The 18,674-nt window shown below is 53.0% G+C and carries 17 protein-coding genes; 8 read left to right on the top strand and 9 right to left on the bottom strand.

Going from position 1 to position 18,674, the window contains the following annotated elements:
- Nucleotides 1-198: 198 nt before the first annotated feature.
- Nucleotides 199-945 (top strand): HAD family hydrolase, encoded by a 747-nt coding sequence (locus ABD949_RS04985; protein WP_345241211.1) that lies wholly within the window; start codon nucleotides 199-201, stop codon nucleotides 943-945.
- 19 nt (nucleotides 946-964) lie between these two features.
- Nucleotides 965-2,125 carry a TIGR03364 family FAD-dependent oxidoreductase gene (locus tag ABD949_RS04980; protein WP_345241209.1) on the top strand — a complete coding sequence of 387 codons (1,161 nt, stop codon included), beginning with the start codon at nucleotides 965-967 and terminating at the stop codon, nucleotides 2,123-2,125.
- Nucleotides 2,126-2,156: 31 nt separating this feature from the next.
- On the opposite strand, the gene ABD949_RS04975 is transcribed toward ABD949_RS04980, so the two are convergent.
- On the bottom strand, nucleotides 2,157-3,455 hold the full coding sequence (locus ABD949_RS04975) for a DUF5690 family protein (protein ID WP_345241207.1): 1,299 nt from the start codon (nucleotides 3,453-3,455) through the stop codon (nucleotides 2,157-2,159).
- 124 nt (nucleotides 3,456-3,579) lie between these two features.
- Entirely contained in the window at nucleotides 3,580-4,152 is a 573-nt protein-coding gene (locus ABD949_RS04970) for a phosphonate degradation HD-domain oxygenase (RefSeq protein WP_345241205.1), read from the bottom strand.
- A gap of 360 nt (nucleotides 4,153-4,512) precedes the next feature.
- Here ABD949_RS04970 and ABD949_RS04965 point away from each other — a divergent pair, with 360 nt between their 5' ends.
- Nucleotides 4,513-5,778, top strand: coding sequence for a hypothetical protein (locus ABD949_RS04965; protein ID WP_345241203.1), 1,266 nt, complete (start codon nucleotides 4,513-4,515; stop codon nucleotides 5,776-5,778).
- An 85-nt stretch (nucleotides 5,779-5,863) separates the two neighbouring features.
- Here ABD949_RS04965 and ABD949_RS04960 read toward each other — a convergent pair whose 3' ends face one another.
- Both ABD949_RS04960 and ABD949_RS04955 read right to left on the bottom strand, forming a co-directional pair.
- Entirely contained in the window at nucleotides 5,864-6,046 is a 183-nt protein-coding gene (locus ABD949_RS04960; protein ID WP_345241201.1) for a hypothetical protein, read from the bottom strand.
- Nucleotides 6,047-6,251: 205 nt separating this feature from the next.
- The gene (locus tag ABD949_RS04955) at nucleotides 6,252-7,616 is read right to left on the bottom strand and encodes a PepSY-like domain-containing protein (RefSeq protein ID WP_345241197.1); all 1,365 of its coding nucleotides are present in this window, start codon (nucleotides 7,614-7,616) and stop codon (nucleotides 6,252-6,254) included.
- 121 nt (nucleotides 7,617-7,737) lie between these two features.
- On the opposite strand from ABD949_RS04955, the gene ABD949_RS04950 reads away from it, so the two are divergent.
- From ABD949_RS04950 to recA, 3 genes are all read left to right on the top strand, one after another.
- Nucleotides 7,738-8,103 carry a hypothetical protein gene (locus ABD949_RS04950; RefSeq protein ID WP_345241195.1) on the top strand — a complete coding sequence of 122 codons (366 nt, stop codon included), beginning with the start codon at nucleotides 7,738-7,740 and terminating at the stop codon, nucleotides 8,101-8,103.
- Nucleotides 8,104-8,129: 26 nt separating this feature from the next.
- Nucleotides 8,130-9,644, top strand: coding sequence for a TolB family protein (locus ABD949_RS04945; RefSeq protein WP_345241193.1), 1,515 nt, complete (start codon nucleotides 8,130-8,132; stop codon nucleotides 9,642-9,644).
- A 275-nt stretch (nucleotides 9,645-9,919) separates the two neighbouring features.
- On the top strand, nucleotides 9,920-10,996 hold the full coding sequence (recA, locus tag ABD949_RS04940) for a recombinase RecA (RefSeq protein ID WP_345241191.1): 1,077 nt from the start codon (nucleotides 9,920-9,922) through the stop codon (nucleotides 10,994-10,996).
- A gap of 87 nt (nucleotides 10,997-11,083) precedes the next feature.
- On the opposite strand, the gene ABD949_RS04935 is transcribed toward recA, so the two are convergent.
- The 4 genes from ABD949_RS04935 to ytxJ form a co-directional block, all read right to left on the bottom strand.
- Nucleotides 11,084-12,367 (bottom strand): citrate synthase, encoded by a 1,284-nt coding sequence (locus ABD949_RS04935; protein ID WP_345241189.1) that lies wholly within the window; start codon nucleotides 12,365-12,367, stop codon nucleotides 11,084-11,086.
- A 242-nt stretch (nucleotides 12,368-12,609) separates the two neighbouring features.
- On the bottom strand, nucleotides 12,610-13,857 hold the full coding sequence (locus tag ABD949_RS04930) for a metal-dependent hydrolase family protein (protein WP_345241187.1): 1,248 nt from the start codon (nucleotides 13,855-13,857) through the stop codon (nucleotides 12,610-12,612).
- A gap of 77 nt (nucleotides 13,858-13,934) precedes the next feature.
- On the bottom strand, nucleotides 13,935-14,360 hold the full coding sequence (locus tag ABD949_RS04925) for a hypothetical protein (protein WP_345241186.1): 426 nt from the start codon (nucleotides 14,358-14,360) through the stop codon (nucleotides 13,935-13,937).
- 90 nt (nucleotides 14,361-14,450) lie between these two features.
- A complete protein-coding gene (gene ytxJ, locus ABD949_RS04920) occupies nucleotides 14,451-14,786 on the bottom strand; it encodes a bacillithiol system redox-active protein YtxJ (protein ID WP_345241185.1) in 336 nt (111 codons plus the stop codon).
- Nucleotides 14,787-14,950: 164 nt separating this feature from the next.
- Between ytxJ and ABD949_RS04915 the strand changes: the two genes are divergently transcribed.
- Together ABD949_RS04915 and rsgA are read left to right on the top strand one after the other, a co-directional pair.
- Complete coding sequence (locus ABD949_RS04915) at nucleotides 14,951-16,225, top strand: 3-deoxy-D-manno-octulosonic acid transferase (RefSeq protein WP_345241183.1); 1,275 nt, start codon at nucleotides 14,951-14,953, stop codon at nucleotides 16,223-16,225.
- A 7-nt stretch (nucleotides 16,226-16,232) separates the two neighbouring features.
- A complete protein-coding gene (rsgA, locus tag ABD949_RS04910) occupies nucleotides 16,233-17,159 on the top strand; it encodes a ribosome small subunit-dependent GTPase A (RefSeq protein ID WP_345241181.1) in 927 nt (308 codons plus the stop codon).
- Between the two features lie 57 nt (nucleotides 17,160-17,216).
- Here rsgA and ABD949_RS04905 read toward each other — a convergent pair whose 3' ends face one another.
- Nucleotides 17,217-18,593, bottom strand: a complete 1,377-nt coding sequence (locus tag ABD949_RS04905; protein ID WP_345241179.1) for a cystathionine beta-synthase — start codon at nucleotides 18,591-18,593, stop codon at nucleotides 17,217-17,219.
- Nucleotides 18,594-18,674 lie beyond the last annotated feature (81 nt).

The raw sequence follows: 18,674 nt of genomic DNA, 5'->3' as shown, positions 1-18,674 counted from the left end.
CACCCCGGCAGCCTATACGATCTTATAGCTAATATAGTTAGTGGTCTTTAATATGACCCGCGGTGCCTACCCAAAGGCGTCTATAAATTATTTAACAGTACCATAACCTGCTGATTCAGCGCGTTTTTGTAAGTTTGATTCCGCTGCGCAGGATGTTTCTCACCAGGCGTGTCCTTCTTCCCGCAGCCTTCTTAAATTATGCAGCCGATACAGTTAGTGGTCTTTGATATGGCCGGTACTACCCTCACCGACCATCATGAGGTAGAACGTTGCTTTGCCCAGGCGGCCACCCAAACCGGATTAATTGTTAGCGAGGAGCGAATACTGGCTATGCAGGGACTCTCCAAACGATACGTATTTGAAACCTTGTGGAAAGAGCATCTTGGCGAGGAGAATCCCGCGCTGAAAACGCGCGTCGACCGGTCGTATCAAACGTTCACGGAAATTCTGGAGCACCACTACCTAACCCACGCTATTACACCCACCGAAGGTTGCCTGGAGGCTTTTGACTACCTCCATACCAAGGGCATTGCCATTGCGCTCACGACCGGCTTTTATCGGAAAGTCACCAACATTATTCTGGACCGGCTGGGCTGGCTAGCCGGTCTGAATGAGCAGCACGTCGGTACCCGCGACAGCCAGATTCAGGTCTCAATCGCCAGCGATGAGGTAGAGAGAGGCCGGCCGTATCCGAACATGATTCAGAAAGCCATGCACCTTACCGAAGTGACCAACCCGAAGGCAGTGGTTAACATCGGCGATACACCTTCCGACTTGCTATCAGGCCGAAGCGCCAGCGTAGGGCTGAACATTGGAGTAACCAATGGGACGCACAGCCGGGCTCAACTGGAGGCTTACCCCCACGACATCCTGCTGTCGTCGCTGCGGGAGCTGCCTAAACTGCTAAGTGAACGGGCAGCCGGAATAGTACTGGTTAAGGAATAAACCATACCGCTTCGCCTGCATGAACAACATTGATCTTATCGTAGTTGGCTCGGGCGTAATGGGTACATTCCATGCCTACCATGCCGCCAGGCTGGGCCAGCGGGTACTGCTGGTGGAGAAAGACGCTAAACCGGTGCAGGCCACTGTCCGCAATTTCGGACAGGTGGTACCTTCCGGGTTAGGTGAACGCTGGTTTGGGTACGGACGCCGAAGTCTGGAGATTTACCGCGATATTCAACAGGAATATGACCTCACCGTCCGGCAGAACGGCTCGGTGTACATTGCCTCCGATGAAGAGGAGTGGCAATTGCTGAACGAGCTATACGACCGTCGCCGGGCCGAACACTATCCCTGTCACTTATTGTCAAAAACGCAGACCCTGGCGAAGTACCCGGTGCTACAGGCCGGCTACGTGCGCGGAGCCTTATTTTTTCCGGAAGAGCTGAGCGTGGAGCCCGACCAGTTAATTTACCGGCTCATCCGGTACTTGACCAATAAGTACAATGTTACTTACCTAACCAACGCCCCCGTCATTGACTGTTACCCAACCACCGGCGGAGCGGGTATCACCTTAAGCGACAAACGAACGTTCCGAGCCCGAAAAGTGCTGATCTGCAACGGCAGCGAATCCCGGCTACTGTTTCCGGACCTGCTGCTGAACAGTGACCTGGTGGTCAGTAAGCTCCAGATGATGCAGACGGTGCCGATGCCGCAGGTGTCCCTGCCCGGCAATATTCTCACCGGTCTTTCCATCCGGCGCTACGAATCCTTCACTGGATGTGCTTCTTATGCCCAGTTATCTACACCAGACCACTATGCCGAACTGAAAAAATGGGGCATTCACATTCTGTTCAAGCAGGCGCTCGACGGCTCATTTATCATCGGCGACTCGCACGAATACGCCCCGGCCGCCCAGGCCGAAGATCTGGATTTTCAGATTAGAGATTACATCAACCAACTCATATTGACAGAAGCCCAGCGCATTGTCCAGTTTCCGGTTCAGGCCATTCAGAAAACATGGGCCGGTTTTTATGCCCAGACGAAGCAGGAGATTCTGGAACACGACGTGAACGATAACATCCACATCATCACCGGTATCGGCGGTAAGGGCATGACCTCCTGTGCCGGCTATGCCGAACAGAGCATCCGCCGGTTACTGCCGGAATTGTACACGGCATAGCCAGTATTGGGATGGATTTTAACCTTTGTAATTACCGGGCTATTTGCTCACTGGAGGATTGTACCGGCTCTGCCAGGGTGCTGCTGTACTTTTTCTGAAAATATTGAAAGGAAACCAGCACCAGCACACCGTAGATAACTGATACCCCGTAGGCCGCGTACATAAAGAAGTTGAGGAAGCTAATGTCCGGCTGCCCGAAGTTTTTGTACAGCAACACAGCCACGCTACCCATATAGCCGTAGTAGTCGGCCAGGGTAACAATGAACCCCACCGTGCTCACGTAGCGAAACGAAGCCACCAGTCGTTCAAAATACAGGCCGTTACAAGGGACGTATCCGCCATACAGCCCCAGCCCGACCAGCGTGAACCAGACACCCGGCGAGAGCATACCCTGCTGAAACAACCAGGTACTGATACCCACCAGCACGGCCGCGCCGATCATAACGTAGTTGATAAGCCGGAACGCCTGAAAATTATCCCTCACCAGTTGCAGCGCTCCCATCAGTACCAGAATAATCAGGGCCACCGTCGTTTCGGTTTGGGTAAAGATGGCCGGATCGGTAATGCCGACGGATTTCAGAATTTCGGGCGCAAAATTATCGCGGAAGTCACGGAAGGCCGAAAGCAGGACGTACGAGATAATCAGGGTAACCAATCCCACGGAGAAGGTGCTGATGAATTGCCGTCGTTCGGCCCGGTTCATCGGCTTGCGCTCCGTGCGCTGTACCTGGTCTTCGATAGTCGGGGGTGGTAGTTTTGCCAGCAGCCAGGTGGATACCAGCAGCGGCACCACAAAAAGCAGCCCAGTCACAAAAGGTAGCCAGAACTCCGATACACCCCAGGATTGCTTTATGAGCAGCGCCACGGTTTTAACAAAACCTGACGCAAAAATAAACGACGCGGTTAAACCAGCGACTAGCGCATCGGTTTGCCGGCGTCCCTCCAGAAAACCCAGCACGGTACCGTAGACCATACCCAGCGGCAGGCCATTCAGCAGCAGAAAGATGATGTTATAGGGAGCCGGCACCACCGCAAACCCTAACAGCGCCAGCTCGGCCAGCCCGATAAAAATCAGGATGTACAACGCCCGATTACCAGGCTTTATCTCCGATACTACCTTCACGCCAATGCGTTTCGACAGCGCGTAACCCAGCACCTGCGCCGTAATCAGCCAGATTTTGTAGCTGATGCCGGCAAACGCCATCCCCTCGAACGTTACGGCCGTAATTCCCTTCCGGAAGGCGTACATGCAGGTATAACAGCAGAAGGCCGCAATGGCACCGTATGCGATGAAAGCGGCATTACTGCGAAATGTCAGTTTGGCGGACATAGATCTGGCACAGGCTTGGTTGATCTTCCAGCAAGATATGCATTACTTTCCGCAGCGAGCCAACGCTGTTGCGGGTTTTTGAGACTTAATTTTGCTTCACCTGCGATACCGCTCCCAACTGATGTTATAGCTTCCGCTTCTTCAGATGCCGTTCACACTTCTGGATATAATGCTGCGCGTCGGGTGTTTTCAGGCCGGGAACTTTCGCCTGTTCGTCCCAGCGCCGGACCTGCAAAATGCCGCCGAACTGTATGTTATGCTCAAACGCATACGCTTCGTCGGCCGTCATACGGCCACCCTGATACTCAAGTGTTTTGCGGCTGGCTTCCGAAAGTCGTTCATAATAAGCCGGGCTTTTAAACGTCAGGTAACGCTTGGCGTTGACGTGATTTTCGACCAGCGACACGATCTTTTCTGAGAACCCGCGTTGCCGGAGCCAGTCTCCCCCCAACTGCTCATGATCGCTACGACCGTAGCCGTCCATATACCCGGCAGCCGACTCGGCGGGCAACAGGTGACCGATGTCGTGCAGAAAAGCGGCAATGATGGTTTCATTGTCGGAACCGGCCCGCTCGGCCAGCAAAGCGCATTGGAGCATGTGCTCTAGTTGCGAGACGGGTTCGCCGTAATAATCCTGGGAGCCCTGCTCCTGAAGCAGCCCGGTAATTTCCGTAATGGTCTGTTCGATAGGTTGCATACTGGATAGAAGGATGTGTGAGATTGTTAAGGTAAAGGTTACCAGACGATTAAACACACAGAAGCTCGAATGAAGAAGCCGGGCAAGGACCATGGGTGTCGCCGATGGTTACCTTGCCGGGCTTTAAAGCAAAACCCTACTGGTATGCCTTCACGCCTGGGGGGCCGGTTATCTCAGTAGGGTATCTTTACTTGCCGCTACGAAGATAACAGATATACCCCTACCCACTTCTTCAGGTCGAAAATTTAATGTGGAATGCTGCTTCACCGGCGGCTTCTACCGTTTCACCATTATTTCGATTGAAGTCCGCACTAGCAGGAGTATACATTTGTGCCATATCCACACTTACAAACTACGTTCATGCAAGCCAACACACACTTTAATTCGAATCAGGCCGTTCGCCAGGCCATTCAACCGGCACTCTCATTAACTAAAAAGCTGTTTTTCTTTGTAGCCGCCGGTACGCTGGCACTGACAAGCTGTAAAAAAGAAGAGGGCGTTGACCCGAATCCCACCACCCCGGTGGTTCAACCGCTGACGCTCGAGGAAGGCATCAAGGTCAAAACTGAGTTGGTAGACCGGGTAGCCGATCCCGAACTACCCGACTATATTGTTACCAAGCACATTGCCGTTAATGCGGAACTAACTATTAGACCCGGCGTAGTCATTGCTTTCGAGCGGGACATCCGGATGGACGTTAATACCGACGGGCTGATCATCGCGCAGGGAACGGCCGGCAAAAAAATCCGGTTTATCGGCGTACAGAAGACCAAAGGCTACTGGGTAGGTATTGCGCACTACTCTCGCAGCAACGCCAACGTCTTTGAACATGTGGAGGTGCTGCACGCCGGCAGCCGGCCAATCTTCAGCACCACCAAATCAGCCCTGTTTATTTCGGGCAGCCAAGCCCAGATTGCCCTGAAGAACACGCTGTTCTCGCAAAATGACGGCTATGGTCTGTACGTTTACGGTGGTGGTATCCTCCGCGAGTTCGCCCGCAATGCCTTCACCACCAATACCGAAGCCGGCATTATGGTAGATCCGGAAAACGTCGCTAAACTGGATGCAGCGTCGACCTTCACGGGTGGCAATGGTCACAACGTCGTAGACGTTACCGCAGGTGGCATTAAAAATAGTCCCAACGACGTTGTCTGGGCCGGCTTCGCCGATAAAACGCCCTACCGCATCAGCGGTGACTTCGCCGTCAACGCTGCCTGGAAGCTTAGTCCGGGCGTAACCCTGGAGATGAACCGGGATGCCGTCATCCGGATTAATTCCGACGGGTATATCTCGGCAAAAGGAACTCCTACTGAGAAAATCACCTTCACGGGTGCCAATCGTACCGCTGGTTTCTGGAAAGGCATTATCTGCTACTCCGCCGACAGCAAAAACGTAATCGAGAACGCGGAGATCAGCAATGCCGGCAGTAACGTAATTGTATCAGGCAAAAAAGCTAATGTCGCTGTCTACGGTAACCGGGCCACTATGACCATCAAGAACACACAGATCAGCAACAGTGGCGGCTACGGTGTCTTTGTCAGCTACGGCGCATCGGTCAACACCGACGTTACCACAGCTAACTCCTTCGCGGCCAACGCGCAAACGAACGTAATGATCGAGAAGTAACGAAGTCTAACTTTGCTAAAAAACAGTCCCATTCCAGGTTGCAGGAATAGGGACTGTTTTTCGTTAAGGCCTACCCGGTGCCGGATCAGGAGGTCTCATCAATGGGCTTCCAGCTGTGGCTGCCTTCATCCTCCCACGCTCCGGTATACAGGGCGGTCGCCCGCTCTTCGGTTAATTTTTCACCGGCAACCAATAAGCCAAACGCTTCGCCCCGCCTGGGAATTTCGTAGAAGTGCGGGGTGCGTATCCGGTTGAGGATCTTTGTCATGTCTTCCCAGCTAGGCTGTGTATTTACAGGCCAGCGGGTAACAGCCATTTTCAGGGAATCATTATAAAGGGTCATAGTCAGCAGATTACCGAATAATAAAAACGGCAACGCCCTCCATAAGGTTTGTGCTTATTTGTGTGTAACCTGTCTGCACCGTACTGTTACCGCTAAACGAGGACAATGCCGTTTCTTATCAACAAGCTCCTTACCCTTTCCTGACATTCTCGAACGTACCCTCACCGTTAAAAGTCAGGTAAAGCAAGTCTTTTTCCACCTGCACGACTACCAGGTAGCTCTGGGCTTTACCCTCCGCCAGAACAACATACCCTTTCATGAACGTCCAGCCTTTATAGGTAGCGTTCAGATGGGCAAGAATGGGAGCCGGTAACCCTTCAGCGGTAAGCGCCTTCTGGTCGACATTCGGGTTCGGGCCGGACTCCGATGACCGGACCACCTTACCCTCGGCATCGAAGACAAAGAAGGCCACTTTGCCATTTTTGGAAGCCGCAATTTCATAGTATTTCTTACCGTCCCGGTCGTAGAAGAGCATTCCTTTCTCAAACGTGTAATCTTTCAGGTAGGCCTTGATGGGTTCGGGTAATTCGGCTGCCGATCGAATGACCTGCGGGTCTGGCGGAATCAGGGCGCTACGGAGCAGTTTCCCCTCGCTGTCGAAACTCATGTCATAGCGCTTGCCGTCTTTAGACACCACCACCGAATACATCTTTTTACCCTCCCGGTCGGTGAACGCCATACCCCGTTCCAGCGTATAGCCGTTCAGGTAGGCAGCGGCCGCAGCGGGCAGGTCATTTATAGACTGGATGGCCACGGGCGGGATGTATACGTTGGACCGGAGGAGCCCGCCGTCGCCGGAGAAGCTTAGTTCATAAATAGCCTCCCCTTTACGGGCCGCAATGTGGTAAAACTTTTTGTCCTCCCCGTCTACGATCACCATCCCCTTCGCAAATGTGAGCCCGTTCTCCCGCAGGTACTGGCTGATAGGAGCCGGCAGGTCTTCCGGCTTCACAATGGGGTAGTTCGTCGGCAGGTCTTCGGCCGGTCTTGTGGAGACAGCGGCTTTAAACTCCAGCAGAACCTTACCCTCTTCATCAAACACCAGCGTTATCTCTTCTTTTTCCCCGCGAACAAGTACTTTATACGCCTTCTGATTGTTGTGCTGTCCTTCGCCGGCGACAACAATTTTATAGTTCGGGTACGTTTTCTGAATATACTCCTGAGCGGCTGCCGGCAGCGTAATGCCAGTTCGGGCATCGGCTGTTGCTACCGTATAAGCCTCCAGGATAGTTCCTTTGACATCAATCCGGGCCTGGTGGTTCTTCGCATCGATTACAAAGCGCGAGTCCCAGACTTTTCCTTTGTCCAGCTCGGAGAAACTCAGCTCCGTGGCCGCCGGATACGCTTTTCGTACGGCCTGCACCACAACCGCCGGCACGTTGGCAAAATCGTTGTCGACTACGGTTGCCGGGGTATCCGGTTGAACCTCGGGTCGTCGGCAGGCGCTTACCCAAATAACCAGCAGCGCCGTGAGCAGAAAGAATATTTTCTTCATATCCATAAACCATTTATTGTCAATACGTAAGACTCCTCTTCCTGATTAAGGGTTGTAATCAGGACATAAATTTTTGAGCGGAAATCATACCGGGTGGTATATTCGTAAAAACTCATATTTTATGAAAGCGTTAGTCCGTATTTTACTTTTTGTGCTGCTAATTGGTGGTGCTCTTTACCTGTTCGCCAAACTCAGTAATACCACCCTCTCTCCGGAAACCATCGACCTGACGGTAGATTGCCCGCCCGTTGACGATATGCTGGTAACCGCCACCGTCGACGTAACGGTGAGCAATCGCTCCACCCGTTCGCACAAAGATGTATCCGTAAAAATCATCGCCTACGACGAAGGCGGTAAGGTGATCAGAGAGAAATACACCACCTTCGATCGTACGCTGGCCCCCCATGCCAGTTTTTCCAAGCCGGTTACCCTGCCGGCCCGCACCCAGCGTTGCTCCTGCGAAGTTGTTAGCTCAAATCCGGAATAAGGCCTCTGCCATTGACCCCTAACCCTATGAAAACGTACCTGCTCATGCTATTTGTTATCCTGTCCGGCGCTGCCCTGGCTCAGGATAAACCCATTGGTATTTTTGAGACCAGTACCGACATCGGCAAACCCAAAAAAGGCGGTTCGGCTCAGTACGATCCGGCCACGCAAACGTACACGCTGAAAGGTGGCGGCTACAATATCTGGTTTCAGCGCGATGAATTTCATTACCTGTACCGAAAGATCAAAGGCGACTTCATCCTAAATGCCAACTTTGCGTTTGTGGGCACCGGAAAAGAACCCAACCGCAAGATTGGCTGGATGGTACGCGAGTCGGCGGATGCCGATGCCGCCCACGTCAGCGCCGTAGCCCACGGGGGCGGTCTGACAGTGCTACAGTGGCGATTGCTGAAAGGCGCATATATGCGTGATCCGGAAGACGAAATTTTTACGCCCAAGAAGGGTTACCAGATCCTGCAGCTGGAGCGGGCCGGAAAACGCTTTACGATGAAGGTAGCACAACCAGGAGAGCCGCTCCAGACCATCGGCTCGAAAGAGATGGAAACCATGAAGGATGAGGTATTGGCCGGCCTGTTCATTAGTGCGCATAACGAAGATGTGGTAGAAGAAGCCCGCGTCTGGAATGTCCGCATCAGCCGCCCGGTTGATCCTACCCTGAAACCCGCCGAGCAGAAGATCCAGGGTAGCCGTTTGGAAACGATGAACGTCGCTGACGGTAAGCGAAAGGTTATCTACGAGTCGTCAGCGCGTTTTGAAGCCCCCAACTGGCTGCCCGACGGCAAAAAGCTCCTGTTCAACGAAGGCGGTTCACTTTACAGAATTCCGGTAGAAGGGGGGACGCCCGAGAAGCTGAATACCGGTTTTGCCGATAGAAACAACAACGACCACGGGATCTCCTTCGACGGCAAGATGCTGGCCATCAGCCATCACCGGCAGGGCCTGCCCGGTGGCGGCTCCACGGTGTATGTGCTGCCACTGGAAGGCGGCACCCCCAAACAGGTGACCCAGGCAACCCCCTCCTACTGGCATGGGTGGTCGCCTAATAATAAAGAGGTGCTGGTCGTTGGCCAGCGCGGCACCCCCATTTTTGATATTTACAAAGTAGCGGTCGATACAGGTAAAGAAGTGAATCTAACCCAAAACGTCGCCGGCAGCCACGCCGACGGGCCGGAGTATTCGCCCGACGGCAAGTGGATCTACTACAATGGTAGTTCGACCGGCACTATGCAGCTTTGGCGGATGAAACCCGACGGTTCCGGCAAAGAGCAGCTGACTTTCGACGAATACAATGACTGGTTTCCCCACATCTCCCCCGATGGTAAATGGATTGCCTTCATTTCGTTTATGCCTGACATTGATCCTGGTGCGCACCCCGCCAACAAACACGTGATGTTGCGCCTGATGCCAACGGCCGGCGGAGCGCCCAGGGTGATTGCCTACCTGTATGGCGGGCAGGGCACCATCAACGTTCCGTCGTGGTCGCCAGACAGTAAGCAAATTGCGTTTGTGAGTTATTTCTAGGACAACGAACGCCTGCTACCCGCTGATGGTGCCTCCCTGGTTTTTCGCTTTCGCTCAACGGTGACGAAGTGGGTTTATGTACGTCAAAATGAGGTCGTTTGGGCAGTGCGGGCACAGCCGGCTAAATCAGGTCGGCACATGGCTTTTCGGCCTTTTCTGACGGCCGTTTTTCTGGCCCTGCTGACCTGATATTTTCTAAAAATCCGTTTGGTAAAGCGGCTTAAAATGCGTAAATTTATACGTTTAAACAACTCAAAAAATTGGCTAAATCTAACATGGCACAAGCAACAGCTAATGCTAATGACAACAAGCTGAAGGCACTCCAAACCACCATTGAAAAACTGGACAAAGCCTATGGCAAAGGCACCGTGATGCGGCTGAGCGAAAGCAAGGTCGTTGATGTTCCGGTTATTTCTACGGGTTCGCTCGGCCTTGACCTGGCACTGGGAATCGGCGGTGTTCCCCGCGGTCGTATCGTTGAGATCTACGGTCCGGAATCTTCCGGTAAGACCACACTGACGATGCACTGCATTGCCGAAGCACAGAAAAAAGGCGGTCTGGCCGCTTTCATCGATGCTGAGCATGCCTTCGACCGCGTTTACGCCGAGAAGCTTGGTATTGATATAAACAACTTACTGATCTCACAGCCGGATAACGGTGAGCAGGCACTCGAAATCGCCGAACACCTGATCAGCTCCGGCGCTATTGATATCATCGTTATTGACTCCGTAGCCGCCCTAGTTCCGAAAGCCGAACTTGAAGGCGAAATGGGAGAAAGCAAGATGGGTCTTCAGGCTCGTTTGATGTCGCAGGCCCTGCGGAAACTGACGGGTGTGGTCAACAAAACCAACTGCTGCTGTATCTTCATCAACCAGTTGCGTGAGAAGATCGGGGTGATGTTCGGTAACCCCGAAACCACCACCGGTGGTAACGCCCTGAAGTTCTACGCGTCGGTTCGTCTGGATATCCGTCGGATCGGCCAGATCAAAGAAGCGGCCGATAACATAACCGGTAACCGCACCAAGGTGAAAGTGGTGAAGAACAAACTGGCCGCTCCGTTCAAAGTAGTTGAGTTCGACATCATGTACGGTGAAGGTATCTCTAAAGTCGGTGAGGTGCTTGACCTGGCCGTTGAACTGGAGATCGTGAAGAAGTCTGGCTCCTGGTTCTCGTACGACGGCAACCGCCTGGCGCAGGGCCGCGACGCCGTGAAAGAACTGCTGCAGGACAACCCCGAACTGTCGGCTGAACTGGAAGCCAAAATCCGGGCGAAAGTCAACGAAGTCGAAGACGCTCTACTCGATCCAATCGGTGCTACCGAAGAAGATGATGAGGGAACAATTGAGGATTAATTTCCAGCAGATCACCAAAAAGAAGCCCCGGCCAATTGGCCGGGGCTTTATTATTTGTTACCAGCCAGCATCCATGCTGGCCGGGACCTAGCGGCTCTCCATGGAGACAAACTCGCGGAGTTGCGGACCGACGTATACCTGACGTGGCCGGCCGATGGGCTCTTTCTGCTCGCGCATTTCTTTCCACTGCGCAATCCAGCCCGGCAGACGGCCAATGGCAAACATAACCGTGAACATATTGGTCGGGATGCCGAGAGCGCGGTAGATGATACCCGAATAGAAATCGACGTTTGGGTAGAGCTTACGGGCAATGAAGTACTCATCGTTCAGCGCGGCTTCTTCCAGCCCTTTGGCAATCTCCAGAATCGGATCATTCACGCCCAGTTTGCTGAGTACATCGTCGGCCGCTTTCTTGATGATCTTAGCCCGCGGGTCGAAGTTCTTGTACACCCGGTGACCAAAGCCAAATAACCGGAATCCGGTCGTCTTGGCATTCTTCGCCATGTCGATATACTTCTTTACATCACCACCGTCGGCTTTAATCTCTTCCAGCATCTCAATCACCTCCTGGTTGGCACCACCGTGCAGTGGTCCCCAGAGGGCATTGATACCGGCCGAAATAGACGAGTAAATATTCGCCCGTGACGAACCAACCAGCCGCACCGTTGAGGTCGAGCAGTTCTGCTCATGGTCGGCGTGGAGGATTAGCAGTTTGTTCAGGGCGTTGGCTACAACCGGGTCAACCGTATAATCCTCTACCGGTAGCGCAAACATCATGTGCAGGAAGTTTGAGCAGTAGTCGAGGTTATTTTTTGGGTAATTGATCGGGTGGCCCTGCGACTTTTTATACGACCAGGTAGCGATGGTGGGTAGTTTGGCCAGCAGGCGGATGATATGGGCTTCGGTTTTATCCGGGGCTTTTTCGTTGTACGAATCCGGGTAAAACGCACTCATGGCGCTCACCAGCGATGACAGCACGCCCATCGGATGGGCGTTGATTGGGAAACCTTCGAAAATTTTGCGCATGTCTTCGTTCACAATTGTATGTGTCCGAACTTCATGCTCAAAATCCTGGTACTGCTGGCTGGAGGGCAACTCGCCGTAGATAAGCAGGTATGCTACTTCCAGAAAGCTGGCTTTGTCGGCCAGATCCTCAATTGAATAGCCCCGGTAGCGGAGGATACCCTGTTCACCGTCCAGGAAGGTGATGGCACTCTGCGTAGCACCGGTATTTTTATAACCTTTGTCTAACGTAATAAAGCCCGTTTGGTCACGGAGGTTGGAGATATCGATTGCACTCTCGTCTTCGGTTCCGGTGATGACCGGAAATTGATACGATTTGCCATCGATAGATAGTTCAGCGTTTGCCATAGAATATCAGCGTAAAATATTCAGAAGTAACGGAATGAATTGATGCAAGCAGAAAACGGTGAGGAACTATGCGGCCTTAGCAGAGCAACTCCCACCGGTGTTTCACGACGGGTATTTCCTCGCCGGTCGTTACACGACGGGCGAAATTAACCAAAAACCTAAAACGGTGGGTGAAGATTTGGCAAAAAACCCGATTTTATAGAATATTATACCTACCGCCGGTATGCATTACCTGCTGATAATCATCGTTTGTAGAGGTTCCCGCCTTTCATGACCAGCCTGACCTGCCGCACCTGCGTTATAGTCTGTATTGGGTCACCAGTGACAGCTACCAGATCGGCCAGCAGTCCCGGCCGGATACGCCCCCGATCTGTAAGATGAAAGACATCAGCATTGACCGCTGTAGCCGACCGAAGCACCTCCAGCGGTTTCATGCCGTAATCGACCATCATTTCCAGTTCGCGGGCGTTGTCGCCGTGGGCAAACACGCCTACATCACCACCAAAGCAGATGGTCACCCCGGCATCCAGGGCCTGCCGGAACGTAAGCCGCTTCTGCCGGATGCGCTCCGGTTCAGGGTCGGTACCCTTCTTCCAGCCCCGGTATTGGCTGACCGCGTCACCAGCGGCCAGCGTAGGACACAGGGCGGTATTTTGCTGCTTCATCAGGGCAAATATTTCCGGCGTACCGGCATCCCCATGCTCCAGCGTTTCGCAGCCCGCCAGAATGGCCCGGCGCATACCTTCGGCGGTGCCGGCATGTGCCACTACCGGCCGGCCGCTGCTTTTTGCCGTTTCAACAATCAACTTCAGTTCGTCCAGGGTATAGGTAGGCCGGGCCTCAGCCATCAGGCCCCAGCGGTAATCGGCGTAGACCTTCACCACATCGGCACCTTTACCAATCTGCCGCCGAACGGCCTGAATCAGCCGGTCATGACCGTCGGCTTCCTCGGCCCCCTGCGGCACCTCAATATCCGGGCTGAAGCCTTTGGGCGCATAGCTGCCGGTAGCAATGAGCGCGCGCGTAGCGACGATCATACGCGGGCCCGGAATGATACCCTGGTCAATGGCTTGTTTCAGACCGACATCATCGTAATCGGCCCCCTCGGTACCGAGATCCCGGACAGTGGTAAAGCCGGCCAGTAATGTCTTTTGGGCGTGAACCGTTGCCCGGGCTACCCGCAGCGAACGAGCTTCGCGCAGCACCTGATCGTCCCAGGCTGTTTCGTTGTAGGGGTGCAGCAGCAAATGCGAATGTCCTTCGATCAATCCCGGCATAAGCGTCATGCCTTTCAGGTCAATGACTTCGGCTCCAGCCGAATTTACCTCCGCCGGACGACCTACCGCTTCAATCTTGTCCCCTTTGACCAGCACCACCCAGCCTGCATGGACTGTTTCACCATCAAAGACGCGATCAGGTCGGAGGAGATAAATGAAACTTCCTCCGGAAGATCTGTTTTGAGCTGACACGGAACCGAAAGTCAAACACATCAGCACCGTCACTAAGACCGAAACTAATCTAGGTGAGAACATCCCTGAGTATATATGAGAACATGAAGGAGGAGCAGTTAACGGCTACGTTGTCTGACCTTTGGCGTTTTGGTGAGCAGGACGTCAACCAGGCCAGCCGCAAAAACAAGCGTTGCCAATCCAGGAAGTAAAATGGCTCCGGCCTTGAAACCAGCTCCGGTCAGGCGATACACACCGGAGGTAAACTGACCAATGCTCTGAATCAGCCACAACACGCCCAACACCAGCAGCAGGGCCGAAAGCGTCAGGGCCGCCGGACGGGACAGCCGCCGGACAACCCAGCTTAGCAATAAGGCCACACCCACCACGGCCGTTACCGTGCCTACCGCACGGGGAAAGGTTCTCAGATAAGCGTAATCGTAGACAAACACGCCGACTTTACCAATAATGTTGGGGTGAGCCAGCAACCAGCCGTCAAGAACGACGAGTACCAGCAGAAAAATGTAAAAGAATGGGCTACGCATGCAGTGAACGGATAAAAAAGATGCGGCCGGTGACGTCTGCCTTCAGAACATCACCGGCCGGCCATCAGGCGCTAATATACAAGACAAATCTTAAGCGGCTACCTGCTGCTTGAGTTCGTCAAAGGAAATACTCATGTGCGACGCATCATACACGCACTTCCCATCCTGAATCAACAACACTTGCGGAGACTGATGCTGTACGTCAAACTCGTCAGCGATCCGGTTAGACAGTGAACGATACGAGATCAGATCCAGGTAATAGGGCTTGATACCGGCTTCGTCCTTCCAGTTGCGTTCCATGCGGCTCAGGGCCATAGCGCTGATGGAGCAGCGCGTACTGTGTTTGAAAATCATCACCGGCTGGTCGGCCGATTCCTGCTTAATAGCTTCGAGTTGCGCTTCGCTGTTTATTATGTTCCAGTTCATAAACCTTATACACACGTATCTACAGGCATAAAAGGGTTTTCGGGCCGGAAAAGTTTCGTAACCTGATTAACGTCTGGTTAAAGGCTCGGCTATTGGGGTGCCCTCAAACGACATACGAGGATAACGCAGAGTTTGTAGCTTTGTACCAAAATCAGCCCATACGTTTGTACACTACGCTATACAATACCTCCATTCGACTCTACCAGTCCGTTATTTCGCTTGCCGCTTCCTTCCACCCAAAAGCCAGACTGGCGGTGCAGGGCCGGCAGCGGATTCTGGAAAAAATACGGTCTGCCTTACAGGCTAACCAGGCCCCGGTTGCCTGGTTCCATGCCGCTTCGCTGGGGGAATTTGAGCAGGGAAGACCGGTAATAGAAGCGTTCCGGCAGCAATACCCGGATTACAAGATTCTGCTGACGTTCTTCTCCCCGTCCGGCTACGAAATCCGGAAAAACTACGCCGGTGCCGACTACATTTTCTACCTGCCTTTTGATACGCCGGCAAATGCGCGCCAGTTCGTGCAGGTGGTCAAACCGAAAATTGCCTTCTTTATCAAATACGAGTTTTGGTACAATTATCTCCGCGAACTTCGCAGCCAACACATACCTATTGTCTCTTTCTCGGCTATTTTCCGGCCGAACCAGATCTTTTTCAAACCGTACGGCAACTTCTATCGCAGCTTCCTGCACTACTTCCATTACCTGCTGGTCCAGAATCAGGAATCGGTATCTCTACTGAAATCGATAGGCGTTACCAATGTGACACTCGCCGGCGATACCCGATTCGACCGGGTGAAGCAGGTAGCTGACGCGAAGAAAGAAGTACCCGTTGCCCGTGACTTCAAAGCAAATACGCCCCTGCTGGTCGTTGGCAGCGCCTGGCAGGCCGATATGGAGGTGTTAATTCCGTTTCTGAACCAGTTTCAGCAACCCCTGAAAGTAATTGTGGCTCCGCATGAGATTCATAACGAAGAAATAGAACGCTGGCGACGGGAGTTAAAACAACCCTCCCTGCGCTTTTCAGAAACCCAGACTCCACAATTCGATCAGTCAACCATTCACTCATTCAACATTCTCTTTATTGACAACATCGGCATGCTCTCCTCCCTGTATCAGTACGGTGAATTTGCGTACATCGGTGGAGCGTTTGGTAAGGGTTTGCATAACATCCTGGAAGCCGCTACGTTTGGGGTGCCACTGTTCTTTGGTCCTAACTACGGTAAGTTTCAGGAAGCTGTAGACCTTACACAGGCTGGAGCTGCCTTTTCGGTCAAGGATACGGCGGAGTTAGCCGGTGCCTTGACCCGTCTGTACCACGACCCAAAAGCCCTGGCACAGGCCGGCGAGATGAGCCGCCACTATGTTGCCCGGAACATTGGCGCAACGGAGAAAGTTATGGAAGTGGTAAAACAGGTATTTGCCCAAACACTTAACCGCTGATTCAACCTTGCAAAACGGCTTAGTCATACGCTCCACGGGTTCCTGGTACGACGTCCGGAGCGAATCCGGTCACGTTTACCGCGCGCGTCTTAAAGGAAAATTTAAACTTCAGGGGCTTAAAGTAACCAACCCGATTGCCGTGGGCGACCGGGTACTGTATGAAGTGGAAGATGAGACGGAAAATACGGCGATCATCAGCGATATTCAGCCCCGCGAAAACTACATCATCCGGCAGTCGGTGCATAAAACGGCGCACGGCCATATTCTGGCCGCCAACATCGATCAGGCTGTTCTGATCGTCACACTCACCTTCCCGCGCACGTCTCTGGGCTTTATCGACCGCTTTCTGGTCACTGCCGAGTCGTTCCGCATACCGGCCACGCTGGTCTTCAATAAATCGGATATTCTGAATGAAGAGGGCCTGGCTTACCAGCAGGAAATCATCAATCTCTATGAGTCGATAGGGTACACCTGTATGGCTACCTCCGCCACTGAAGGCGAAGGTGTCGACAAGTTCCGGCAGTTGCTCAACCACAAGATTACGCTGCTGTCGGGGCATTCGGGCGTGGGCAAATCAACACTCGTCAATGCCATAGCGCCTGATCTCAATCTACGGACGAATGAAGTATCGACCTACGCCAACAAAGGGGTACACACTACCACGTTTGCCGAGATGTTCGAACTTGCCAACAACACCTTTATCATCGACTCACCGGGTATCAAAGAGCTTGGTCTGGCCGATATGCAGAAAGAAGAGATCAGCCACTACTTTCCCGAAATGCGCGATCTCCTGAATACCTGCCGCTTCCATAACTGTCTCCATATCAACGAACCCGGCTGCGCCGTTAAAAACGCCGTTGGGACCGGCGACATCGCCGAAAGCCGCTACTGGAGCTACCTGGGCATGGTGGCGGGAGAGGATAACCGGAGGTAGTCTTCAGTTTGCAGTATTCAGTTTGCAGTGGGCAGACTGAATACTGCAAACTGCCTGCTAAATAGAAATAGCTGCCAGCAGATCTGCCTGGGTGATGATGTGGGTTTCTTCGTTTTCGTCACGGACCAGCAGGGCTTTGTTTTCGCGGTCGATGAGCGAAGAAAGTACATCAACGGTATTGTCTAGGCCGACGAACTTGAAGGGTTTGTCCATTACCTCACCTACCGGCACATCTTTGATGGTAGGGTCGTCAATTAGTTTGTTTAGGATAGTGGAGTCGGTGAGGCTGCCGACGATATGGCCTGTTTCGTCGGTGATGGGTATCTGCGAAATGCCCTGGCGGTTCAGTACCTGAATAGCCTGACTGACCGTCACGCTCTTGCCGATAGTAGTTAAGCCTGCTTTGTTGTTGCGCTTGTGGATGATGTCACGGGCCGTCGCAAACTCGCGCGACTCCAGAAAACCATGATCCTTCATCCAAGCATCATTGTAGATTTTGGCCAGGTAGCGGGTGCCGTGGTCAGGCAGCAGAATCACCATCACGTCGTCTTCCTTCAGATAATCACGGGCATACTCCAGTGCCCCGTGTACGGCCGTACCGCACGACCAGCCAACAAAGAGCCCCTCTTCCCGTGACAACCGGCGCGACATGATCGCGGCATCTTTGTCGGTTACTTTAATAAAGAGGTCAATCAGGCTAAAATCAACGTTCTTCGGTAGAATGTCCTCCCCGATCCCTTCGGTCAGATAAGGATAAATTTCGCCTTCGTCGAAAATACCGGTTTCCTTATATTTTTTGAAAACGGAGCCGTAGGTATCCAGACCAATCGTCACAACATCCGGGTTGCGCTCCTTCAGGTATTTGGCCGTCCCGCAGATGGTCCCGCCCGTGCCGACACCAGCCGCAAAGTGCGTGATCCGGCCGTCGGTATCGCGCCAGACTTCCGGGCCGGTCGTATCATAGTGAGCGTTTGTGTTAGAGAGGTTATCGTACTGGTTCGGATACAGCGAGTTGGGTATCTCCCGGTTCAGTCGCCTGGCAACGGAGTAGTACGAACGGGGGTCGTCCGGCTCCACGTTGGTGGGGCAAACCACCACCTCGGCACCCACCGCCCGCAGTATATCGATCTTTTCCTTCGACTGCTTGTCGGCCATGGTGAAGATGCACTTGTAGCCTTTGCCGATAGCCGCCAGCGCCAGACCAAAACCGGTGTTTCCGCTGGTTCCTTCAATAATCGTTCCACCGGGTTTAATTAGTCCCGCTTTTTCGGCATCCTCAATCATCCGGATCGCGATCCGGTCTTTCACCGACTGGCCGGGGTTGAAGTATTCGACCTTGGCCAGAATAGTTCCCTTGATGCCTTTGTTAACTTTATTGAGCCTGACTAAGGGGGTATCACCGATAGTGTCGATGATGGAGTTGTAATATTTCATGGCTGTAGCTTGTTGTACGTCAGTGTAAGATGATTCAATATACGCAGGCACTTTACCAAATGCCCGTGAATTCCCGTAAGG

It is taken from the genome of Nibrella saemangeumensis (assembly GCF_039541915.1).
GTDB classification, from domain to species: Bacteria; Bacteroidota; Bacteroidia; order Cytophagales; family Spirosomataceae; genus Nibrella; species Nibrella saemangeumensis.
The sequence above is the reverse complement of the archived record's forward strand: the minus strand, read 5'-3'. Positions and strand labels throughout refer to the sequence as shown.